The sequence below is a fragment of the Cupriavidus sp. WS genome (assembly GCF_000395345.1).
Classification (GTDB): domain Bacteria; phylum Pseudomonadota; class Gammaproteobacteria; order Burkholderiales; family Burkholderiaceae; genus Cupriavidus; species Cupriavidus basilensis_B.
Genome location: NZ_AQPL01000396.1, coordinates 1 through 15373, shown reverse-complemented (window position 1 = coordinate 15373; position 15373 = coordinate 1). Strand labels below are relative to the sequence as shown.

Here is a 15373-nt window from a genome sequence, read left to right as displayed (position 1 = left end):
CTGGCCCACGTAGATGCCCACGTGCGAGTTGGCGCGGCCGGTGGTGTTGAAGAACACCAGGTCGCCCGAGGCCACCTGGCTGCGCTCGAGCGGCACGCCGCGCTCGCCCATCGCCTCGGTGGTGCGCGGCAGGTTGACGTTGGCGGCGCGCAGCACCACGTAGCGCACTAGCCCGCTGCAGTCGAAGCCGGAATCGGGGGTGTTGCCGCCGTAGCGGTAGGGCGTGCCGACCAGGGACATGGCCTGGATGGACACTTCTTCCAGCCCCGCGCTCGGATCCACCATCGGCGTGCCGGGCAGGCGCGAGAGGCCGCCGTGGCGCGGCGGCGGCGCGGAGGCGCAGGCGGCGAGCAGCAGGGCGGCCGCGCACAGCGAGGGCAGGCGGGCCCGGCAGGCAGCGCGCGCCAGCGGTGACGATGGCGCGCGTGGTGACGGCTTGGCGGTCTGGCGCGTTGGCATTCTCGTTCTGGTCCGGTCCCGGGCCAGGCGCCAGCCGCCAACCGCGAGCGGGGCCGCCGCGAAGGCAGCCTTCCGGCGGGCGCCTTCCAGCGCAACTACCGACGCAACTACCAGCGCAGCTGCGCGTTGTAGGTGCCCGTGCTCACAGTGACCGACCTGGCCTGACCCTTATAAGTCGCTTCGATATTGTAGCTGCCTTGCGGGGCCTTGATGAGGCACTTCGGCCCGCTGGCGGTAAAGCTGGCGACTTCGTGGCCTTCGCGCATCACGCGCACGGCCACGTCGGCCAGATATTCGCCGCGCTCGCCCTGCGTGAACAGCACGCCCATGCTGAAGTTCTTCTGCTGGGCGGCCAGTGCCAGCTGCTCGTCGGCGGCAATGCCGCCGCAGACGTAGCTGATCGGGCCCATCGTGCGGATCACCATTTCGTCCGCGGCGAGGGCGGGGCCGCACAGCAGGCAGGCGGCTGCCACGGCAAGGCCGCCGGCCGCGCGGCGCCGCGGCGCATGGTGCCGGGCGCATGCTTGGCGAGAATGCTGGGTATCCATTCAATGCCTCCATCGATCCAGAGCCGAAACGAAAAAGCGCCCGCCAGGCGCCGGCACACAGGTGCCGGACTGGCGGGCGCTGCGCTTGCCTTGATGCTAGGCCAGGCCGGCGCGCAATGATGCCGGTCGCGGTCCTACAAAGGCGGCGCGGCGGCCGGCGCCGCGCGGCGGCTACAGGACATCCGCCGCATGGTCCGCCAGGCGCGAGCGCTCGCCGCGCGCCAGCGTGATGTGGCCGCTGTGGCTCCATCCCTTGAAGCGGTCGACCACGTAGGTCAGGCCGGACGAGCCCTCGGTCAGGTAGGGCGTGTCGATCTGCGCGATGTTGCCCAGGCAGATGATCTTGGTGCCGGGGCCCGCGCGCGTCACCAGCGTCTTCATCTGCTTCGGCGTCAGGTTCTGCGCCTCGTCGATGATGACGAACTTGTTGACGAAGGTGCGCCCGCGCATGAAGTTCATGCTCTTGACCTTGATGCGCGAGCGGATCAGCTCCTGGGTGGCGGCGCGGCCCCATTCGCCGGCGCTGTCGTCGCTCTTCTGCAGCACTTCCAGGTTGTCGTCGAACGCGCCCATCCAGGGCTGCATCTTTTCTTCCTCGGTGCCGGGCAGGAAGCCGATGTCCTCGCCCACCGGCACGGTGGCGCGGGTGACGATGATCTCGTTGTAGAGCTTCTGGTCGAGCACCTGCTCCAGGCCCGCGGCCAGCGCCAGCAGCGTCTTGCCGGTGCCGGCCTGGCCCAGCAGCGTGACGAAGTCGATCTCCGGGTGCATCAGCAGGTTGAGCGCGAAGTTCTGCTCGCGGTTGCGCGCGGTCACGCTCCACACATTGTTCTTGTGGTGCGTGAAGTCCTTGAGCGTCTGCAGCAGCGCGGTCTTGCCGTTGATCTCCTTGACCTGGGCGTACAGCGGCAGGCTGCCGTCGCTGGGCTCCAGGTAGACGAACTGGTTGACCAGGAACGACGGCACCAGCGGGCCGGTCAGGCGGTAGAACATGGCGCCGGACTTGGGGTCCTGCCAGCTTTCCACGCCCTTGCCGTGCTTGGCCCAGAAATCGTTGGGCAGGACCATCACGCCCGAATAGAGCAGGTCCTTGTCCTCGAGGACCTGGTCGTTGAAGTAGTCCTCGGCGGGCAGGCCCAGCGCGCGCGCCTTGATGCGCATGTTGATGTCTTTCGACACCAGCACCACCTGGCGGTCCGGGAACTGCTGCTGCAGGGCGCTGACCACGCCCAGGATCTGGTTGTCGGCCTTGCCCTGGGGCAGGCCGTCGGGCAGCTTGATCTCGTTGAGCTTGGTCTGCAGGAACAGCTTGCCCTGGGCGTCGCGGTTGCCCAGCTTGGCCAGCGGCATGCCTTCGTCGAGCGAGCCGTCGGTGCCGCCCACCAGCGCGTCCAGCGTGCGGCTGACGGTGCGCGCGTTGCGCGCGACTTCGCTCATGCCCTTCTTGTGGTTGTCCAGCTCCTCGAGCGTCATCATCGGCAGATAGACGTCGTGCTCCTCGAAGCGGAACAGCGAGGACGGATCGTGCATCAGCACGTTGGTGTCCAGCACGAACAGCTTGGCGGGCCCGGTGTGCTTGGGCGCGCGTCGGCCGGTGGCGCCAGCGGCGGTCTTGGCGGGGACCTTGGGCACCGAGGACAGGGTCGGCACGGAGGTCAGCGGCGCCGGCGCGTCCTTGCCGCGCGCGCGCGTGGTGCCGCCCGCGCGGGCCACCACGGCCGGCGCGTCTTCGGTCGTGCCGTTTCCGGTTTCCAGCAAGGCCACGCGCTCCAGCGCCGGCACAGGTTTCTTGCCCTGTGTCGCGGATCTGGCCTTGGGCAGCTTGGTCACCGGGGCGAATTCGCTCGGGTCAAGCAATTGAGCAGGCTTGGCGGGCATGGTCGGCAGCGGCATGCTTGGCTTTCCTTTCAGGGGGAGAAGACGGCTGGAAAACCGCGCAGGACACGGGGGCGGCCGCGCTGGGCCGCGAAGGTGCCGATCGTGTCCTGTGCGTACAAACAAAAAAGCCGCCAGACCTGTGCAGCAGGTTTGACGGCTTTCTTGCGGACCGGAGACACGGCAGGTCCGCTACCGGCCCGGGGCTCGAGGCACCTGGGACGGGACGATGAAACAGCGTGGCATCCGGATTCTGAACTCATTACGGGTCAATGTATCCGAACGATTTCTGTTTTGCAATCGCCGATATGGCACCGGCGCGCGGGTGTTGCTGCGGCGATTCAGCGGCCGCCCCGCGGGCCGGCGTGCTCAGAGGCTGCGCACGATCTGCAGGACCTCGTCGACGTGGTTGGGCACCTTGATGCCGCGCATGGCGTGGCGCAGGATGCCCTTGCGGTCGATGACGAAGGTGCTGCGCTCGATGCCGCGCACTTCCTTGCCATACATTTTCTTCATCTTGATGACATCGAACAGGGTGCAGACGGCTTCGTCGCCGTCGGAGATGAGCTCGAACGGCAATTCCAGCTTGGCCTTGAAGTTCTCGTGCGACTTCATGCTGTCGCGCGAGATGCCGAACACCACCGCGTCGGCGCCGAGGAAGCCGTCGTACTGGTCGCGGAAGTTCATGGCTTCCGTGGTGCAGCCCGGCGTGTTGTCCTTGGGATAGAAATACAGCACTACCGTCTTGCCACGCTGCTCGGAGAGGCGGAAAGCACCGCCGGTGGCGGGCGCGCTGAAGTCGGGTACGGCCTGGTCGAGACTGATTGTCATTCTTGTGGCTCCTGGGAGAGGCAGGAAGGGAGGCGGCGGCATGCGTGCTGCCACCTTGGTGGCGGCAGATGGGGGCGGCCCGGCAAACTTCAAGCGTGGCGCGCGCTTAACTTGCCGCGCCGTGCCCGCGGGCGCCCGGACGGCCGCGGCGCAACCGCGGCCAGGCTCAGGCCGGGTCTTCCAGCAGCAGCACCGCCGCCACCTTGCGGCCTTCGGCCATCAGGATGTTGTAGGTGCGGCAGGCGGCCTGCAGGTCCATCGCGTCCACGCCCACGTGCCGGCGCGCCAGCGAGTCGGTCAGGCGCGGGTGCGGGAAGCGCAGGCGGTTGCCGGTGCCGAGCAGCACCACCTCGGGCGCGTGCGGCAGCAGGCCCTCGAAATGGGCCGGCTCCAGGTCTTCGAAGCGCCGCACCGGCCACGGCCGGATCTCGCCCTCGGGCATGACCAGCACGGACTCGGTGTAGCGCACCATGTTGATTTCGATATAGCCGGGCCCGTAGGCGGTCACCGTATTGAGGGCATTGGGCTGGTCAGCGTGGAGTTTCAATGGGGAACCTTTGGCGGCGCGGCCCCGCGGCGGGTGCCCGGCGAGCGGGCGGCCGCCCGGGGCGGGTTTGGGGGCGGGTTGAAAGCGGAACGGCGACAGAACGGCAAGCGCCCGGCGGCGCACGCTGCAATGCAAGAATCCCTGCCGAAGTCTGTCATAATCCGATAAATTATAGCTTTTGCCTCCCTGCCTGCCACGTTTCGCGTCGCACCGCAGCGGACAGGCGCCCGCGGACCACTCCTTCCCACCCGGATTCCCTAGCCAGCCGCCGCTTGCCCGGCGGCCCTTGCCTCCTGCCGACATCGCCGTGAAACCGATCCAGAAATCCAACAAGCTCAACAATGTTTGCTACGACATCCGCGGCCCGGTGCTGGAGAAGGCCAAGCAGATGGAAGAGGAAGGCCACAAGATCATCAAGCTGAACATCGGCAATCTCGCCGTGTTCGGTTTCGACGCCCCGGAAGAGATCCAGCAGGACATGATGCGCAACCTGCCCAACTCGGCGGGCTACTCGGACTCCAAGGGCATCTTCGCCGCGCGCAAGGCGATCATGCACTACACCCAGCAGAAGAACATCGAAGGCGTGGGGCTGGACGACATCTACGTGGGCAACGGCGCCTCGGAACTGATCGTGATGTCGATGAACGCGCTGCTCAACGGCGGCGACGAAGTGCTGGTGCCGGCGCCGGACTACCCGCTGTGGACCGCCGCGGTGAGCCTGTCGGGCGGCACCCCGGTGCACTACGTGTGCGACGAGGCCAACGAGTGGATGCCCGACCTCGACGACATCCGCGCCAAGATCACGCCCAATACCAAGGCCATCGTCGTCATCAACCCCAACAACCCGACCGGCGCGCTGTATTCGGACGAGCTGCTCGAGGCCATCGTGGCGATCGCGCGCGAGCACGGCCTGATCATCTTCGCCGACGAGATCTACGACAAGGTGCTGTACGACGGCCACACCCACACCTCGATCGCCGCGCTGTCGACCGACGTGCTGACCGTGACCTTCAACGGCCTGTCCAAGAACTACCGCTCGTGCGGCTACCGCGCCGGCTGGATGGTGGTGTCGGGCGACAAGCGCCCGGCGCTGGACTACATCGAGGGCCTCAACATGCTGTCCTCGATGCGCCTGTGCGCCAACGTGCCGGGCCAGTGGGCCATCCAGACCGCGCTGGGCGGCTACCAGAGCATCAACGACCTGGTGGGCGAGGGCGGCCGCCTGCGCCGCCAGCGCGACCTCGCGCACGAGCTGATCACGCAGATCCCGGGCGTGACCTGCGTCAAGCCCAAGGCCGCGCTGTACCTGTTCCCCAAGCTCGACCTGTCGATGTACCCGATCCAGGACGACCAGGAATTCATCTACGAGCTGCTGCAGGAATCCAAGGTGCTGCTGGTGCAGGGCACCGGCTTCAACTGGGGCAAGCCGGACCATTTCCGGATCGTGTTCCTGCCGCACGAGGAAGACCTGCGCGAGGCCATCGGCCGCGTGGGCCGCTTCCTCGATGCCTACCGCAGGCGCCACCAGGGCCTCGCGGCCTGAGCCGGCGCCGCGGCGCAATCCATTTTTCAGCAACCCAGAGTCAGATTGTCCATGAACCCCATCAAAGTAGGCCTGCTTGGCATCGGTACCGTCGGTAGCGGCACGTTCAACGTGCTGCAACGCAACCAGGAAGAGATCCGCCGCCGCGCCGGCCGCGGCATCGAGATTGCCGTGGTCGCCGACCTCAACACCGAACGCGCCCGCGAGCTGACCGGTGGGCAGGTCGAGGTGGTGGCCGACGCCAACGAGGTCGTCACCCGCGCCGGAATCGACATCGTCGTCGAGCTGATCGGCGGCTACGGCATCGCGCGCGAGCTGGTGCTCAAGGCCATCGAGAACGGCAAGCACGTCGTCACCGCCAACAAGGCGCTGCTGGCCGTGCACGGCAACGAGATCTTCGAGGCGGCGCGCCGCAAGGGCGTGATCGTGGCCTTCGAAGCCGCGGTGGCCGGCGGCATCCCCATCATCAAGGCGCTGCGCGAAGGCCTGACCGCCAACCGCATCGAGTGGATCGCCGGCATCATCAACGGCACCACCAACTTCATCCTGTCGGAGATGCGCGACAAGGGCCTGGACTTCGACACCGTGCTCAAGGAAGCGCAGGCGCTCGGTTATGCCGAGGCCGACCCGACCTTCGACATCGAAGGCATCGACGCGGCCCACAAGGTCACGCTGATGAGCTCGATCGCGTTCGGCATGCCGGTGCAGTTCGACAAGGCTTACGTGGAAGGCATCACCAGGCTGTCGGCCGTGGACATCCGCTACGCCGAGGAGCTCGGCTACCGCATCAAGCTGCTGGGCCTGACGCGCCGCCGCGAGAACGGCATCGAGCTGCGCGTGCACCCGACCCTGGTGCCCACCAAGCGCCTGATCGCCAACGTGGAAGGCGCCATGAACGCGGTGCTGGTGCAGGGCGACGCCGTGGGCGCCACGCTGTACTACGGCAAGGGCGCCGGCGCCGAGCCGACCGCCTCGGCCGTGATCGCCGACCTCGTCGACGTGACCCGCCTGCACACCGCCGACCCCGAGCACCGCGTGCCGCACCTGGCCTTCCAGCCGGACGAGCTGTCCAGCGTGCCGGTGCTGCCGATCGAGGAAGTCACCAGCTCGTACTACCTGCGCATGCGCGTGGCCGACGAGACCGGCGTGCTGGCCGACATCACCCGCATCCTCGCCGACGCCGGCATCTCCATCGATGCCATGCTGCAGAAGGAGTCGCGCGAAGGCGAGCCGCAGACCGACATCATCATGCTGTCGCACCTCACGCGCGAGAAGCAGGTCAACGCCGCCATCGCCAAGATCGAGGCGCTGCCGACCGTGCTGTCCGCGGTCACGCGCCTGCGCATGGAAGAACTGAACTGAGCGAGCGATGAAATACCTGTCGACGCGCGGCCACGAGGCGCCGCAAACCTTCTCCGAGATCCTGCTGGGCGGCCTGGCGCCGGACGGCGGGCTGTACCTGCCGCAGGCATACCCGCAAGTCACCGCCGACGAGCTGGAGGCCTGGCGCAAGCTGTCCTACGCCGATCTCGCCTTCGAAGTGCTGTCCCGCTTTTGCGACGACATCCCGGCCGCGGACCTGCGCGCGCTCACGCGCAAGACCTACACCGCCGAGGTGTACTGCAACGCCCGCCCCGGCGACAACACCGCCGACATCACCCCGCTGCGCACGCTGGGCGAGGAGGGCGGGGCGCCGCTGCAACTGCTGGGCCTGTCCAACGGCCCCACGCTGGCGTTCAAGGACATGGCCATGCAGCTGCTCGGCAACCTGTTCGAGTACGCGCTGGCGCGCGCCGGGCAGGAGCTGAACATCCTCGGCGCCACCTCGGGCGACACCGGCAGCGCCGCCGAATACGCGATGCGCGGCAAGCGCGGCATCCGCGTGTTCATGCTCAGCCCGCACCGCAAGATGAGCGCGTTCCAGACCGCGCAGATGTTCAGCCTGCAGGACCCGAACATCTTCAACCTGGCGGTCGAAGGCGTGTTCGACGACTGCCAGGACATCGTCAAGGCGGTGTCGAACGACCTCGGCTACAAGGCCCGCCAGAAGATCGGCACGGTCAACTCGATCAACTGGGCGCGCGTGGTGGCCCAGGTGGTGTACTACTTCAAGGGCTGGCTGCTGGCGACCAGCGGCCCGGGCCAGAAGGTCTCGTTCTGCGTGCCGTCGGGCAATTTCGGCAACGTCTGCGCCGGCCACATCGCGCGCATGATGGGCCTGCCGATCGACAAGCTGGTGGTGGCCACCAACGAGAACGACGTGCTCGACGAATTCTTCCGCACCGGCACCTACCGCGTGCGCAAGTCGGCCGAGACGTACCACACCTCCAGCCCGAGCATGGACATCTCCAAGGCCTCGAACTTCGAGCGCTTCGTGTTCGACCTGCTCGGCCGCGATGCCGCCAAGCTGGCGCGGATGTTCCGCGACGTCGACACCGCGGGCGGCTTCGACCTCGCCGGCACGGCGGAATTCGAGCGCATCCGCGCGTTCGGCTTCGTCTCCGGGCGCAGCACGCACGAGGACCGCCTCGCCACCATCCGCGACCTGTCCTCGCGCTACGGCATCACCATCGACACGCACACCGCCGACGGCGTCAAGGTCGCACGCGAGCACCTCACCCCCGGCGTGCCGATGGTGGTGCTGGAAACCGCGCTGCCGGCCAAGTTCGCCGACACCATCCGCGAGGCGCTCGGCCACGAGCCGGAGCGGCCGGCCAGCTTCGACGGCATCGAGAAGCTGCCGCAGCGTTTCGAGGTCATGCCCGCCGACGCCGGCCGGATCAAGGCCTTCATCGCCGGCCACACCGGCCTGTAGGCCGCGCCCGCCTTCCCGGCACTGGCGGCACCGGCGGCATCCGCGGCCGGCCGTTGGCTGGGTTGGCGCCAACTCGCTACAATCGGACTTGCCGAGCTGAACCGCACGGCCCGCGCATCGCCCCCGCAGGTACCGGGGACGGTACGTGGGCCGTTTCCCTTGGGCGACCGCGGGTTTGCGTCTCAGCCTGCCGTCCCCACCTACCTGCTTTCGTCATGACCCAAGCCGCCGCGCCCGCCCGTTCCCCCATGCTGACCACGGCCCAGGCGCTCGAAGCCCTGCTGGCCGGCGCCACGCCGCTGGCCGAGAGCGAGCGCATCGCCACGCTCGATGCCAACGGCCGCGTGCTGGCCGCGCCCGTGGCCAGCACGCTGGACGTGCCGCCCGCGGACAATACCGCGATGGACGGCTACGCCGTGCGCCATGCCGACGTGCCCGCGCCCGGCGCGCGCCTGCGCGTGGCGCAGCGCATTCCCGCCGGCCACGTGGGCACGGCGCTGGCCGCCGGCACCGCGGCGCGCATCTTCACCGGCGGCCTGATCCCGCCCGGCGCCGATGCGGTGGTCATGCAGGAGCAATGCGTGGCCGAAGGCGACGAGGTGGTGGTCAACCACGCGCCGCAGGCCGGCGAGTGGATCCGCCGCGCGGGCGAGGACATCCGCGCCGGCAGCGTGATCCTGCCCGCCGGCACGCGCCTGACGCCGCAGGCGCTCGGGCTGGCCGCCTCGGTGGGGCAGGCCGCGCTCGACGTGGTGCGCCGCGTCAAGGTGGCGGTGTTCTTCACCGGCGACGAGCTCGCCATGCCGGGCGAGCCGCTCAAGCCGGGCGCCATCTACAACTCCAACCGCTTCACGCTGCGCGGCCTGCTCGACCGGCTCGGCTGCGAGGTCAGCGACTTCGGCATCGTGCCGGACTCGCTGGCCGCCACGCGCGACACGCTGCGCCGCGCCGCCGCCGGGCATGACCTGATCATCACCTCGGGCGGCGTCTCGGTCGGCGAGGAAGACCATATCAAGCCGGCGGTCCAGGCCGAAGGGCGCCTGAACCTGTGGCAGATCGCCATGAAGCCAGGCAGGCCGCTGGCCTTCGGCGAGGTCGCGCGCGGCGGGCAGGCGCCGGCCTATTTCCTCGGCCTGCCGGGCAACCCGGTGTCCAGCTTCGTGACCTTCCTGCTGTTCGTGCGGCCCTTCATCCTGCGCTTGCAGGGCGTGCAGGACGTGATGCCGCGCCGCTTGCTGCTGCGCGCCGATTTCGACCTGCCCAAGGGCGACCGCCGCAACGAATTCCTGCGCGTGCGCACCAACCAGGCCGGCGGGCTCGAGCTGTTTCCCAACCAGAGCTCGGGCGTGCTGACTTCCACCGTGTGGGGCGACGGCCTGGTCGACAACCCGCCGGGCCAGGCGATCGCGCGCGGCGACATCGTGCAGTACATCGCCTTCGACGGGCTGCTGGGCTGAGGAGAGTGACTGCGATGAACATCGAACTGCGTTTTTTTGCCAGCGTGCGCGAGCAACTGGGCCTGGGGCAGGAGCGCGTCGCGGTGCCGGCCACGGTGGCCACCGTGGGCGAGCTGCGCCAGTGGCTGGGCGCGCGCGGCGGCGCCTGGGCCGAAGTGCTGGCCGAAGGCCGCGCCCTGCGCATGGCGGTGGACCACGAGGTGGCGGGCGCCGGCAGCGCGCTGGCCGAAGGCTGCGAGGTGGCCTTCTTCCCGCCGGTCACGGGAGGCTGAGATGAGCGTCAGGGTGCAGCGCGAGGATTTCGACCTGGGCGCCGAGGTGGCCGCGCTGCGCGCGGACCAGCCGGGCGTGGGCGCGGTGGCCAGCTTCATCGGCACGGTGCGCGACGTCAGCGACGGCAGCGCCGTCAGCGCGATGGAGCTGGAGCACTACCCGGGCATGACCGAGAAGGCGCTGGCCCGCATCGAGGCGGTGGCGCGGGAGCGCTGGGCGCTGCTCGGCGTGACCATCGTGCACCGGGTCGGGCCGCTGCTGCCACTGGACCAGATCGTGCTGGTGGCGGTGGCCTCGGCCCATCGCGGCAACGCGTTCGCCGCCTGCGAATTCATCATGGACTATCTCAAGTCCGAGGCGCCGTTCTGGAAGAAAGAGCAGACTCCGGAAGGCGCGCGCTGGGTCGACGCGCGCGTTGCCGACGAGGCCGCGCTGCAGCGCTGGGGCGTGCGCTCGCTCAACGCCAGCGGCGACGCCCCCGCGGCGCCCCCGCAGGACGCGGAAGCCGCGCGCTGATGGGCCCGCTCGGGTTTGTCGCGGTGGGCGTGGGCGCCGCGATGGGCGCGTGGCTGCGCTGGCTGTTCTCGGTGCTGTGGAACGCCGCCAACCCGGCGCTGCCCTACGGCACGCTGGCCGCCAACCTGGTGGGCGGCTACCTGGTCGGCCTCGCCGTCGGCTATTTCGACTCGCACGTGGAACTGCCGTCCGAATGGCGCCTGCTGGCGGTGACCGGCTTTCTCGGCGGGCTCACCACCTTTTCCACCTTCTCCAGCGAAGTCGTGGCCAACCTGATGGCCGGCGACTACGGCTGGGCCGCGGCGCACCTGCTGCTGCACCTGGGCGGCTCGCTGGCGCTGACCGTGCTCGGCCTGTGGACCTACCGGCTGCTGGCCTGAGCGCCGCGCCCGGCGCCGGTCTACGGGATGCGATCTATTGACATGCCGAGCACCGGGTTTATACGATGAAACATGATAGCTGATTCATGTTTCACGATCCCGGAGCCGCGATGCCGCTGACCGATCCCGGCGCGAGCCAGCCCAAGACCGCGCGCGGCCAGAAGACCCGCGCGGCGCTGCTGCGCGCCGCCGAGAAGGTGTTCGGCGAGAAGGGCTACCACGTGGCGTCGATCTCCGAGATCACCCAGGAGGCCCAGGTGGCGATGGGCACCTTCTATCTCTACTTCAAGGACAAGGAAGACATCTTCCGCGCGCTGATGCAGCGTATGCTGGAACTGGTGCGCGCCCACCTGCGCAAGCACGCCGGCCCGGCGCACACGCGGATCGAGGCCGAGCGGCTCGGCCTCAGGGCCTTCCTCTCGTTCGTCTCGCGCCACAAGAACCTGTACCGCATCGTGCTCGATTCGTATTCGGTGGACGAAGCCATCTACAGCAGCTACTTCCAGGCCTTCGCCGACATCTACCGCCGCCGCCTGGACGAGGCCGAAGAACAGGGCCAGATCTCGCCCGGCGATGCCGAGGTGCGGGCCTGGTGCCTGATCGGCATCAGCAATTTCCTCGGCATGCGCTATGCGCTGTGGAAGCGCCCGGCGTCGATGGCCAAGGTGGTCGACACTGCGTTCGACATGATCTCGCACGGACTGGAGGCGCGCCGAACGCAGCGCGACGGCAAGCCGGCGCCGGGCACGCACTGAACGGCCGCACGGAAGGGACGCGCGGAAGGGACGCGGCAAGCAGGAAACGACGGCAGGGCCAGCAACGGAAAGAGCCAGCAACGGAAGCACAGGCAGTAACGGCGGGCAATATCGATCGGCAGCCCGATCCGCACCGGCAACAAGAAGAAGGCATCCCACGAGGAGACGAGCATGCAACGCAAGCACCTTGCGGCCAGTCCGGCGCGCCATGCCGGCGGCGCCGCGCACGCCGTGCATGTGTTCCCGATCGGACCGGCAGGAAACGGGGGGTACGGCATGTCGCGCGAATCCGCGGTGAGTCTCGGTGGCGTGGCCCGGCTGGCGCTGGCGGGCCTGGCCTGCCTGGCGCTGGCCGCCTGCGGCGGTGGCGGCAACGGCAATGGCAACAACGGCGGCAACGCCAGTCCCAACGTCAAGCCGTCCAATATCGGCACGGTGACGATCAAGTCCTACGACGGCAACACCGACGACCTGCTCACCGCCGGCCTCGGCAAGGACGGGCTGGCGTCGGCCACCGCGCCGCTGCCGCTGAACCCGGCCGCGCCCACCGCGGCCGAGCTGCGCCGCTACGCCATCTATACCAACTACCGCGCGCTGGTCGACACCACCGCCGGCGGCGGCTACGGTACGCTGTTCGGCCCCAACGTGGACGCCCAGGGCAACGTCACCGGCGGGCAGGGCAAGGTGGCCGGGCGCGAGTACCTGGCCTTCTCCGACGACGGCAGCAGCCGCCAGAACGTGACCATGCTGGTGCAGATCCCGGACAGCTTCGACGTGACCCGGCCGTGCCTGATCACCGCGACCTCGTCGGGCTCGCGCGGCGTCTACGGCGGCATCTCCACCGGCGAGTGGGCGCTCAAGCGCGGCTGCGCCGTGGCCTACACCGACAAGGGCACCGGCGCCGCGCCGCACGACCTCGATGCCGACACCGTGCCGCTGATCGACGGCACGCGCGCCGCGCGCGGCGCGGCCGGCGCCAATGCGCAGTTCGCCGCGCCGTTCCCAGGCACCAGCCTGCCGGCCTTCAACGCGCTCGCGCCGCACCGCCTGGCCTTCAAGCACGCGCACTCGCAGCGCAACCCCGAGAAGGACTGGGGCAGCTTCACGCTGCAGGCCGCGCAGTTCGCGCTGTGGGCGCTCAACGACCGCTTCGGCACGGTGGCGCCGGACGGCACGCGCCAGCGCACCTTCAGCCCGCAGACGGTGGTGGTGATTGCCTCCAGCGTCTCCAACGGCGGCGGCGCGGCCATCGCCGCGGCCGAGCAGGACACCGAGGGCCTGATCGACGGCGTGGCCGTGGGCGAGCCCAACCTCAACCTGCCGGCGGGCACCGGCGTGACCGTCACGCGCGGCGGCACGCCGGTGGCGGCGTCCGGGCGCACGCTGTACGACTACATCACCACCGCGAACCTGCTGCAGCTGTGCACCTCGCAGGCGGCGGCGCTGGTCAACGCGCCGGCCGTCAATCTCTACGCGCAGCCCGCCGTGGCGCTGGCGCAGCCGGCGCTCAACCGCTGCCAGTCGCTGGCGGACGCCGGCATCATCACCGGCGCCGACACCGCGGCGCAGGCCGCCAACGCGCTGCAGGCGCTGCACGACGCGGGCTGGGAGCCGGAGTCGGACGAGATCCATCCGTCGCTGGCGCTGTTCGAGGTGGCCAGCGCGGTCTCGGTGACATTCGCCAACGCGCTCGCGCGCGCCGCCGTGGCCGACCGCCTGTGCGGCTACAGCTTCGCCGCCACCGGCGCCGCGGTGCTCACGCCGGCGGCCATCGCGCCGGACGTGCTCAACGTGCTGTACGCCACCGGCAACGGCGTGCCGCCGGCGGCCAGCGTGCAACTGATCAACGACAACAATCCGGGCGGCCCGCTGCGCGATGTCTATTCGAAGTCGCCGGGCAACAATGTGGCGGATGCCAATCTCGACGGCGCGCGCTGCCTGCGCGCGCTGCTGGGCGGCACCGGCGGCGCGTCGCCGGCGCTGCAGGCCGGCCAGGCGCAGACGCTGCGCTCGGGCAACCTGCACGGCAAGCCGGCCATCATCGTGCATGGCCGCAGCGACGCGCTGCTGCCGGTCAACCACACGTCGCGCCCGTATCTCGGCTACAACCGCCTGCAGGAGGGCAGCGCCAGCAGGCTATCGTATATCGAAGTGACCAACGGGCAGCATTTCGACAGCTTCATCGGCGCGGTGGCCGGTTATGACAACCGTTTCATCCCGCTGCACGTCTACCTGAACCGCGCGCTCGACGCGGTCTACGCCAACCTGACCGTCGGCACCGCGCTGCCGCCTTCGCAGGTCGTGCGCACCGTCGCGCGCGGCGGCACGCTGTCGCCGGCGCCGGCGCTCCTGTCCACCAACCTGCCGCCGTTCGCCGCCGTGCCGGCCAGCGCGGACCGCATCGCGGTCAACGGCAGCACCGTAGAGGTACCCAACTGATGAAGGCATCCCGCCCGCGCGTCCTGACGCAGGAAGACTTCGACCGCTTCGCCTCGCTCTCGCGCGACGACAACCCGATCCACTGCGACCCGGCCTTCGCCCGCGCCACGCCCTTCGGCGCCACGGTGGCGCACGGCATGCTGCTGTTCTCGCTGCTGTGCGCGCAGATGCGGCGCAGCAACCCGCTGCCGGTGCTGCCGATCGGGCAGACGCTGATGTTCCCGCGGCCGGCCTTCGTCGGCGACGGCGTGGCGGCCGTGCTGGTGCTCAACGACACGCCGGGCCGCGGCCGCATCGCGCTGGACACCGCGATCCGCTGCGTGCGGCGCGGCGGCGCGCGCATGCCCGCGGGCGACGAGCAGGTGACGGCGCAGGGCGACGCGGTCCTGCTGGTCGACGCCAGCGCCGGCGCGCTGGCCGAAGCGCGCCTGCGCGAGCCGGACGACGCCCTGCCGGCCGCGCCCGGCGGCGAGCGCGTGCTCTATCACCTGAGCGTGGGCCAGGAGGCATCGGCGGTGCGCAGCTTCAGCGCCGGCGACATCGACGAGTACGTCGCGCTGACCGACGACGGCAATCCGTTCTACACCGATCCGGTGTTCGCCCGCAGCCGGGGCTTCGACGGCGCGATGGTGCCGCTGCCGCTGCTGGCCGGGATGTTCTCCGACCTGCTCGGCACGCGCCTGCCCGGGCGCGGCGCCGGCTGGATGCAGCAGTCGCTGCGGCTGCGCTCGCCGGCGCGGCTGGGCGAGCTGCTGACCGCCTCGGTGCGCATCGTGCGCCTGCGCGGCGACAAGGACCTGGTCAACCTGGCCACCGTGGTGACCGGCGACGACGGCCGCGCGGTGCTGTCCGGCGAGGCGCTGGTGCTGGTGCGCAACCTGGAAAACAAGCGGGCCCTGGCGGCGGCCTGAGCGCGCCCGCCGGCGGGGATCGCC

General features: G+C 69.6%; 15 protein-coding genes. 10 read left to right on the top strand and 5 right to left on the bottom strand.

Going from position 1 to position 15373, the window contains the following annotated elements:
• The 5 genes from K206_RS0128020 to K206_RS0128000 all read right to left on the bottom strand — a co-directional run.
• On the bottom strand, nt 1–459 hold a 459-nt coding region (locus K206_RS0128020; RefSeq protein ID WP_020205690.1), incomplete at its 3' end, for a C40 family peptidase.
• Nucleotides 460–566: 107 nt separating this feature from the next.
• Entirely contained in the window at nt 567–1007 is a 441-nt protein-coding gene (locus K206_RS0128015) for a hypothetical protein (RefSeq protein ID WP_020205689.1), read from the bottom strand.
• 171 nt (nt 1008–1178) lie between these two features.
• The gene (locus tag K206_RS0128010; RefSeq protein WP_020205688.1) at nt 1179–2900 is read right to left on the bottom strand and encodes a PhoH family protein; all 1722 of its coding nucleotides are present in this window, start codon (nt 2898–2900) and stop codon (nt 1179–1181) included.
• A gap of 351 nt (nt 2901–3251) precedes the next feature.
• Nucleotides 3252–3713 (bottom strand): peroxiredoxin, encoded by a 462-nt coding sequence (locus K206_RS0128005; protein WP_020205687.1) that lies wholly within the window; start codon nt 3711–3713, stop codon nt 3252–3254.
• Between the two features lie 166 nt (nt 3714–3879).
• Nucleotides 3880–4260 (bottom strand): Mth938-like domain-containing protein, encoded by a 381-nt coding sequence (locus K206_RS0128000; protein ID WP_029044176.1) that lies wholly within the window; start codon nt 4258–4260, stop codon nt 3880–3882.
• 307 nt (nt 4261–4567) lie between these two features.
• Between K206_RS0128000 and K206_RS0127995 the strand changes: the two genes are divergently transcribed.
• The 10 genes from K206_RS0127995 to K206_RS0127950 all read left to right on the top strand — a co-directional run bounded on the left by K206_RS0127995 (nt 4568) and on the right by K206_RS0127950 (nt 15349).
• Nucleotides 4568–5803, top strand: coding sequence for a pyridoxal phosphate-dependent aminotransferase (locus K206_RS0127995; protein WP_029044175.1), 1236 nt, complete (start codon nt 4568–4570; stop codon nt 5801–5803).
• A 51-nt stretch (nt 5804–5854) separates the two neighbouring features.
• Entirely contained in the window at nt 5855–7165 is a 1311-nt protein-coding gene (locus K206_RS0127990) for a homoserine dehydrogenase (RefSeq protein WP_020205684.1), read from the top strand.
• Between the two features lie 7 nt (nt 7166–7172).
• Nucleotides 7173–8618 (top strand): threonine synthase, encoded by a 1446-nt coding sequence (gene thrC / locus K206_RS0127985; protein ID WP_020205683.1) that lies wholly within the window; start codon nt 7173–7175, stop codon nt 8616–8618.
• A 215-nt stretch (nt 8619–8833) separates the two neighbouring features.
• On the top strand, nt 8834–10075 hold the full coding sequence (glp, locus tag K206_RS0127980) for a gephyrin-like molybdotransferase Glp (RefSeq protein WP_029044174.1): 1242 nt from the start codon (nt 8834–8836) through the stop codon (nt 10073–10075).
• A gap of 14 nt (nt 10076–10089) precedes the next feature.
• Nucleotides 10090–10347, top strand: coding sequence for a molybdopterin converting factor subunit 1 (gene moaD / locus K206_RS0127975; protein ID WP_020205681.1), 258 nt, complete (start codon nt 10090–10092; stop codon nt 10345–10347).
• A 1-nt stretch (nt 10348) separates the two neighbouring features.
• Complete coding sequence (moaE, locus tag K206_RS0127970) at nt 10349–10864, top strand: molybdopterin synthase catalytic subunit MoaE (protein WP_020205680.1); 516 nt, start codon at nt 10349–10351, stop codon at nt 10862–10864.
• Nucleotides 10864–11244: a fluoride efflux transporter CrcB gene (gene crcB, locus K206_RS0127965; protein WP_020205679.1), complete on the top strand. Its 381-nt coding sequence runs from the start codon at nt 10864–10866 to the stop codon at nt 11242–11244. Before moaE ends, crcB begins: the two co-directional genes overlap by 1 nt.
• A 110-nt stretch (nt 11245–11354) precedes the next feature.
• Nucleotides 11355–11999: a TetR family transcriptional regulator gene (locus K206_RS0127960; RefSeq protein ID WP_020205678.1), complete on the top strand. Its 645-nt coding sequence runs from the start codon at nt 11355–11357 to the stop codon at nt 11997–11999.
• A 171-nt stretch (nt 12000–12170) separates the two neighbouring features.
• Nucleotides 12171–14438, top strand: coding sequence for a 3-hydroxybutyrate oligomer hydrolase family protein (locus K206_RS0127955; RefSeq protein ID WP_020423947.1), 2268 nt, complete (start codon nt 12171–12173; stop codon nt 14436–14438).
• Nucleotides 14438–15349 (top strand): MaoC/PaaZ C-terminal domain-containing protein, encoded by a 912-nt coding sequence (locus K206_RS0127950; RefSeq protein ID WP_020205676.1) that lies wholly within the window; start codon nt 14438–14440, stop codon nt 15347–15349. Before K206_RS0127955 ends, K206_RS0127950 begins: the two co-directional genes overlap by 1 nt.
• Nucleotides 15350–15373: the final 24 nt, after the last annotated feature.

What these genes read in the sequence shown, in the direction of transcription:
- K206_RS0128015 (WP_020205689.1), bottom strand. Translation starts at nt 1,007, where the DNA reads ATGGATACCCAGCATTCTCGCCAAGCATGCGCCCGGCACCATGCGCCG.
- K206_RS0128010 (WP_020205688.1), bottom strand. Translation starts at nt 2,900, where the DNA reads ATGCCGCTGCCGACCATGCCCGCCAAGCCTGCTCAATTGCTTGACCCG.
- K206_RS0128005 (WP_020205687.1), bottom strand. Translation starts at nt 3,713, where the DNA reads ATGACAATCAGTCTCGACCAGGCCGTACCCGACTTCAGCGCGCCCGCC.
- K206_RS0127990 (WP_020205684.1), top strand. Translation starts at nt 5,855, where the DNA reads ATGAACCCCATCAAAGTAGGCCTGCTTGGCATCGGTACCGTCGGTAGC.
- thrC (WP_020205683.1), top strand. Translation starts at nt 7,173, where the DNA reads ATGAAATACCTGTCGACGCGCGGCCACGAGGCGCCGCAAACCTTCTCC.
- glp (WP_029044174.1), top strand. Translation starts at nt 8,834, where the DNA reads ATGACCCAAGCCGCCGCGCCCGCCCGTTCCCCCATGCTGACCACGGCC.
- moaD (WP_020205681.1), top strand. Translation starts at nt 10,090, where the DNA reads ATGAACATCGAACTGCGTTTTTTTGCCAGCGTGCGCGAGCAACTGGGC.
- moaE (WP_020205680.1), top strand. Translation starts at nt 10,349, where the DNA reads ATGAGCGTCAGGGTGCAGCGCGAGGATTTCGACCTGGGCGCCGAGGTG.
- crcB (WP_020205679.1), top strand. Translation starts at nt 10,864, where the DNA reads ATGGGCCCGCTCGGGTTTGTCGCGGTGGGCGTGGGCGCCGCGATGGGC.
- K206_RS0127960 (WP_020205678.1), top strand. Translation starts at nt 11,355, where the DNA reads ATGCCGCTGACCGATCCCGGCGCGAGCCAGCCCAAGACCGCGCGCGGC.
- K206_RS0127955 (WP_020423947.1), top strand. Translation starts at nt 12,171, where the DNA reads ATGCAACGCAAGCACCTTGCGGCCAGTCCGGCGCGCCATGCCGGCGGC.
- K206_RS0127950 (WP_020205676.1), top strand. Translation starts at nt 14,438, where the DNA reads ATGAAGGCATCCCGCCCGCGCGTCCTGACGCAGGAAGACTTCGACCGC.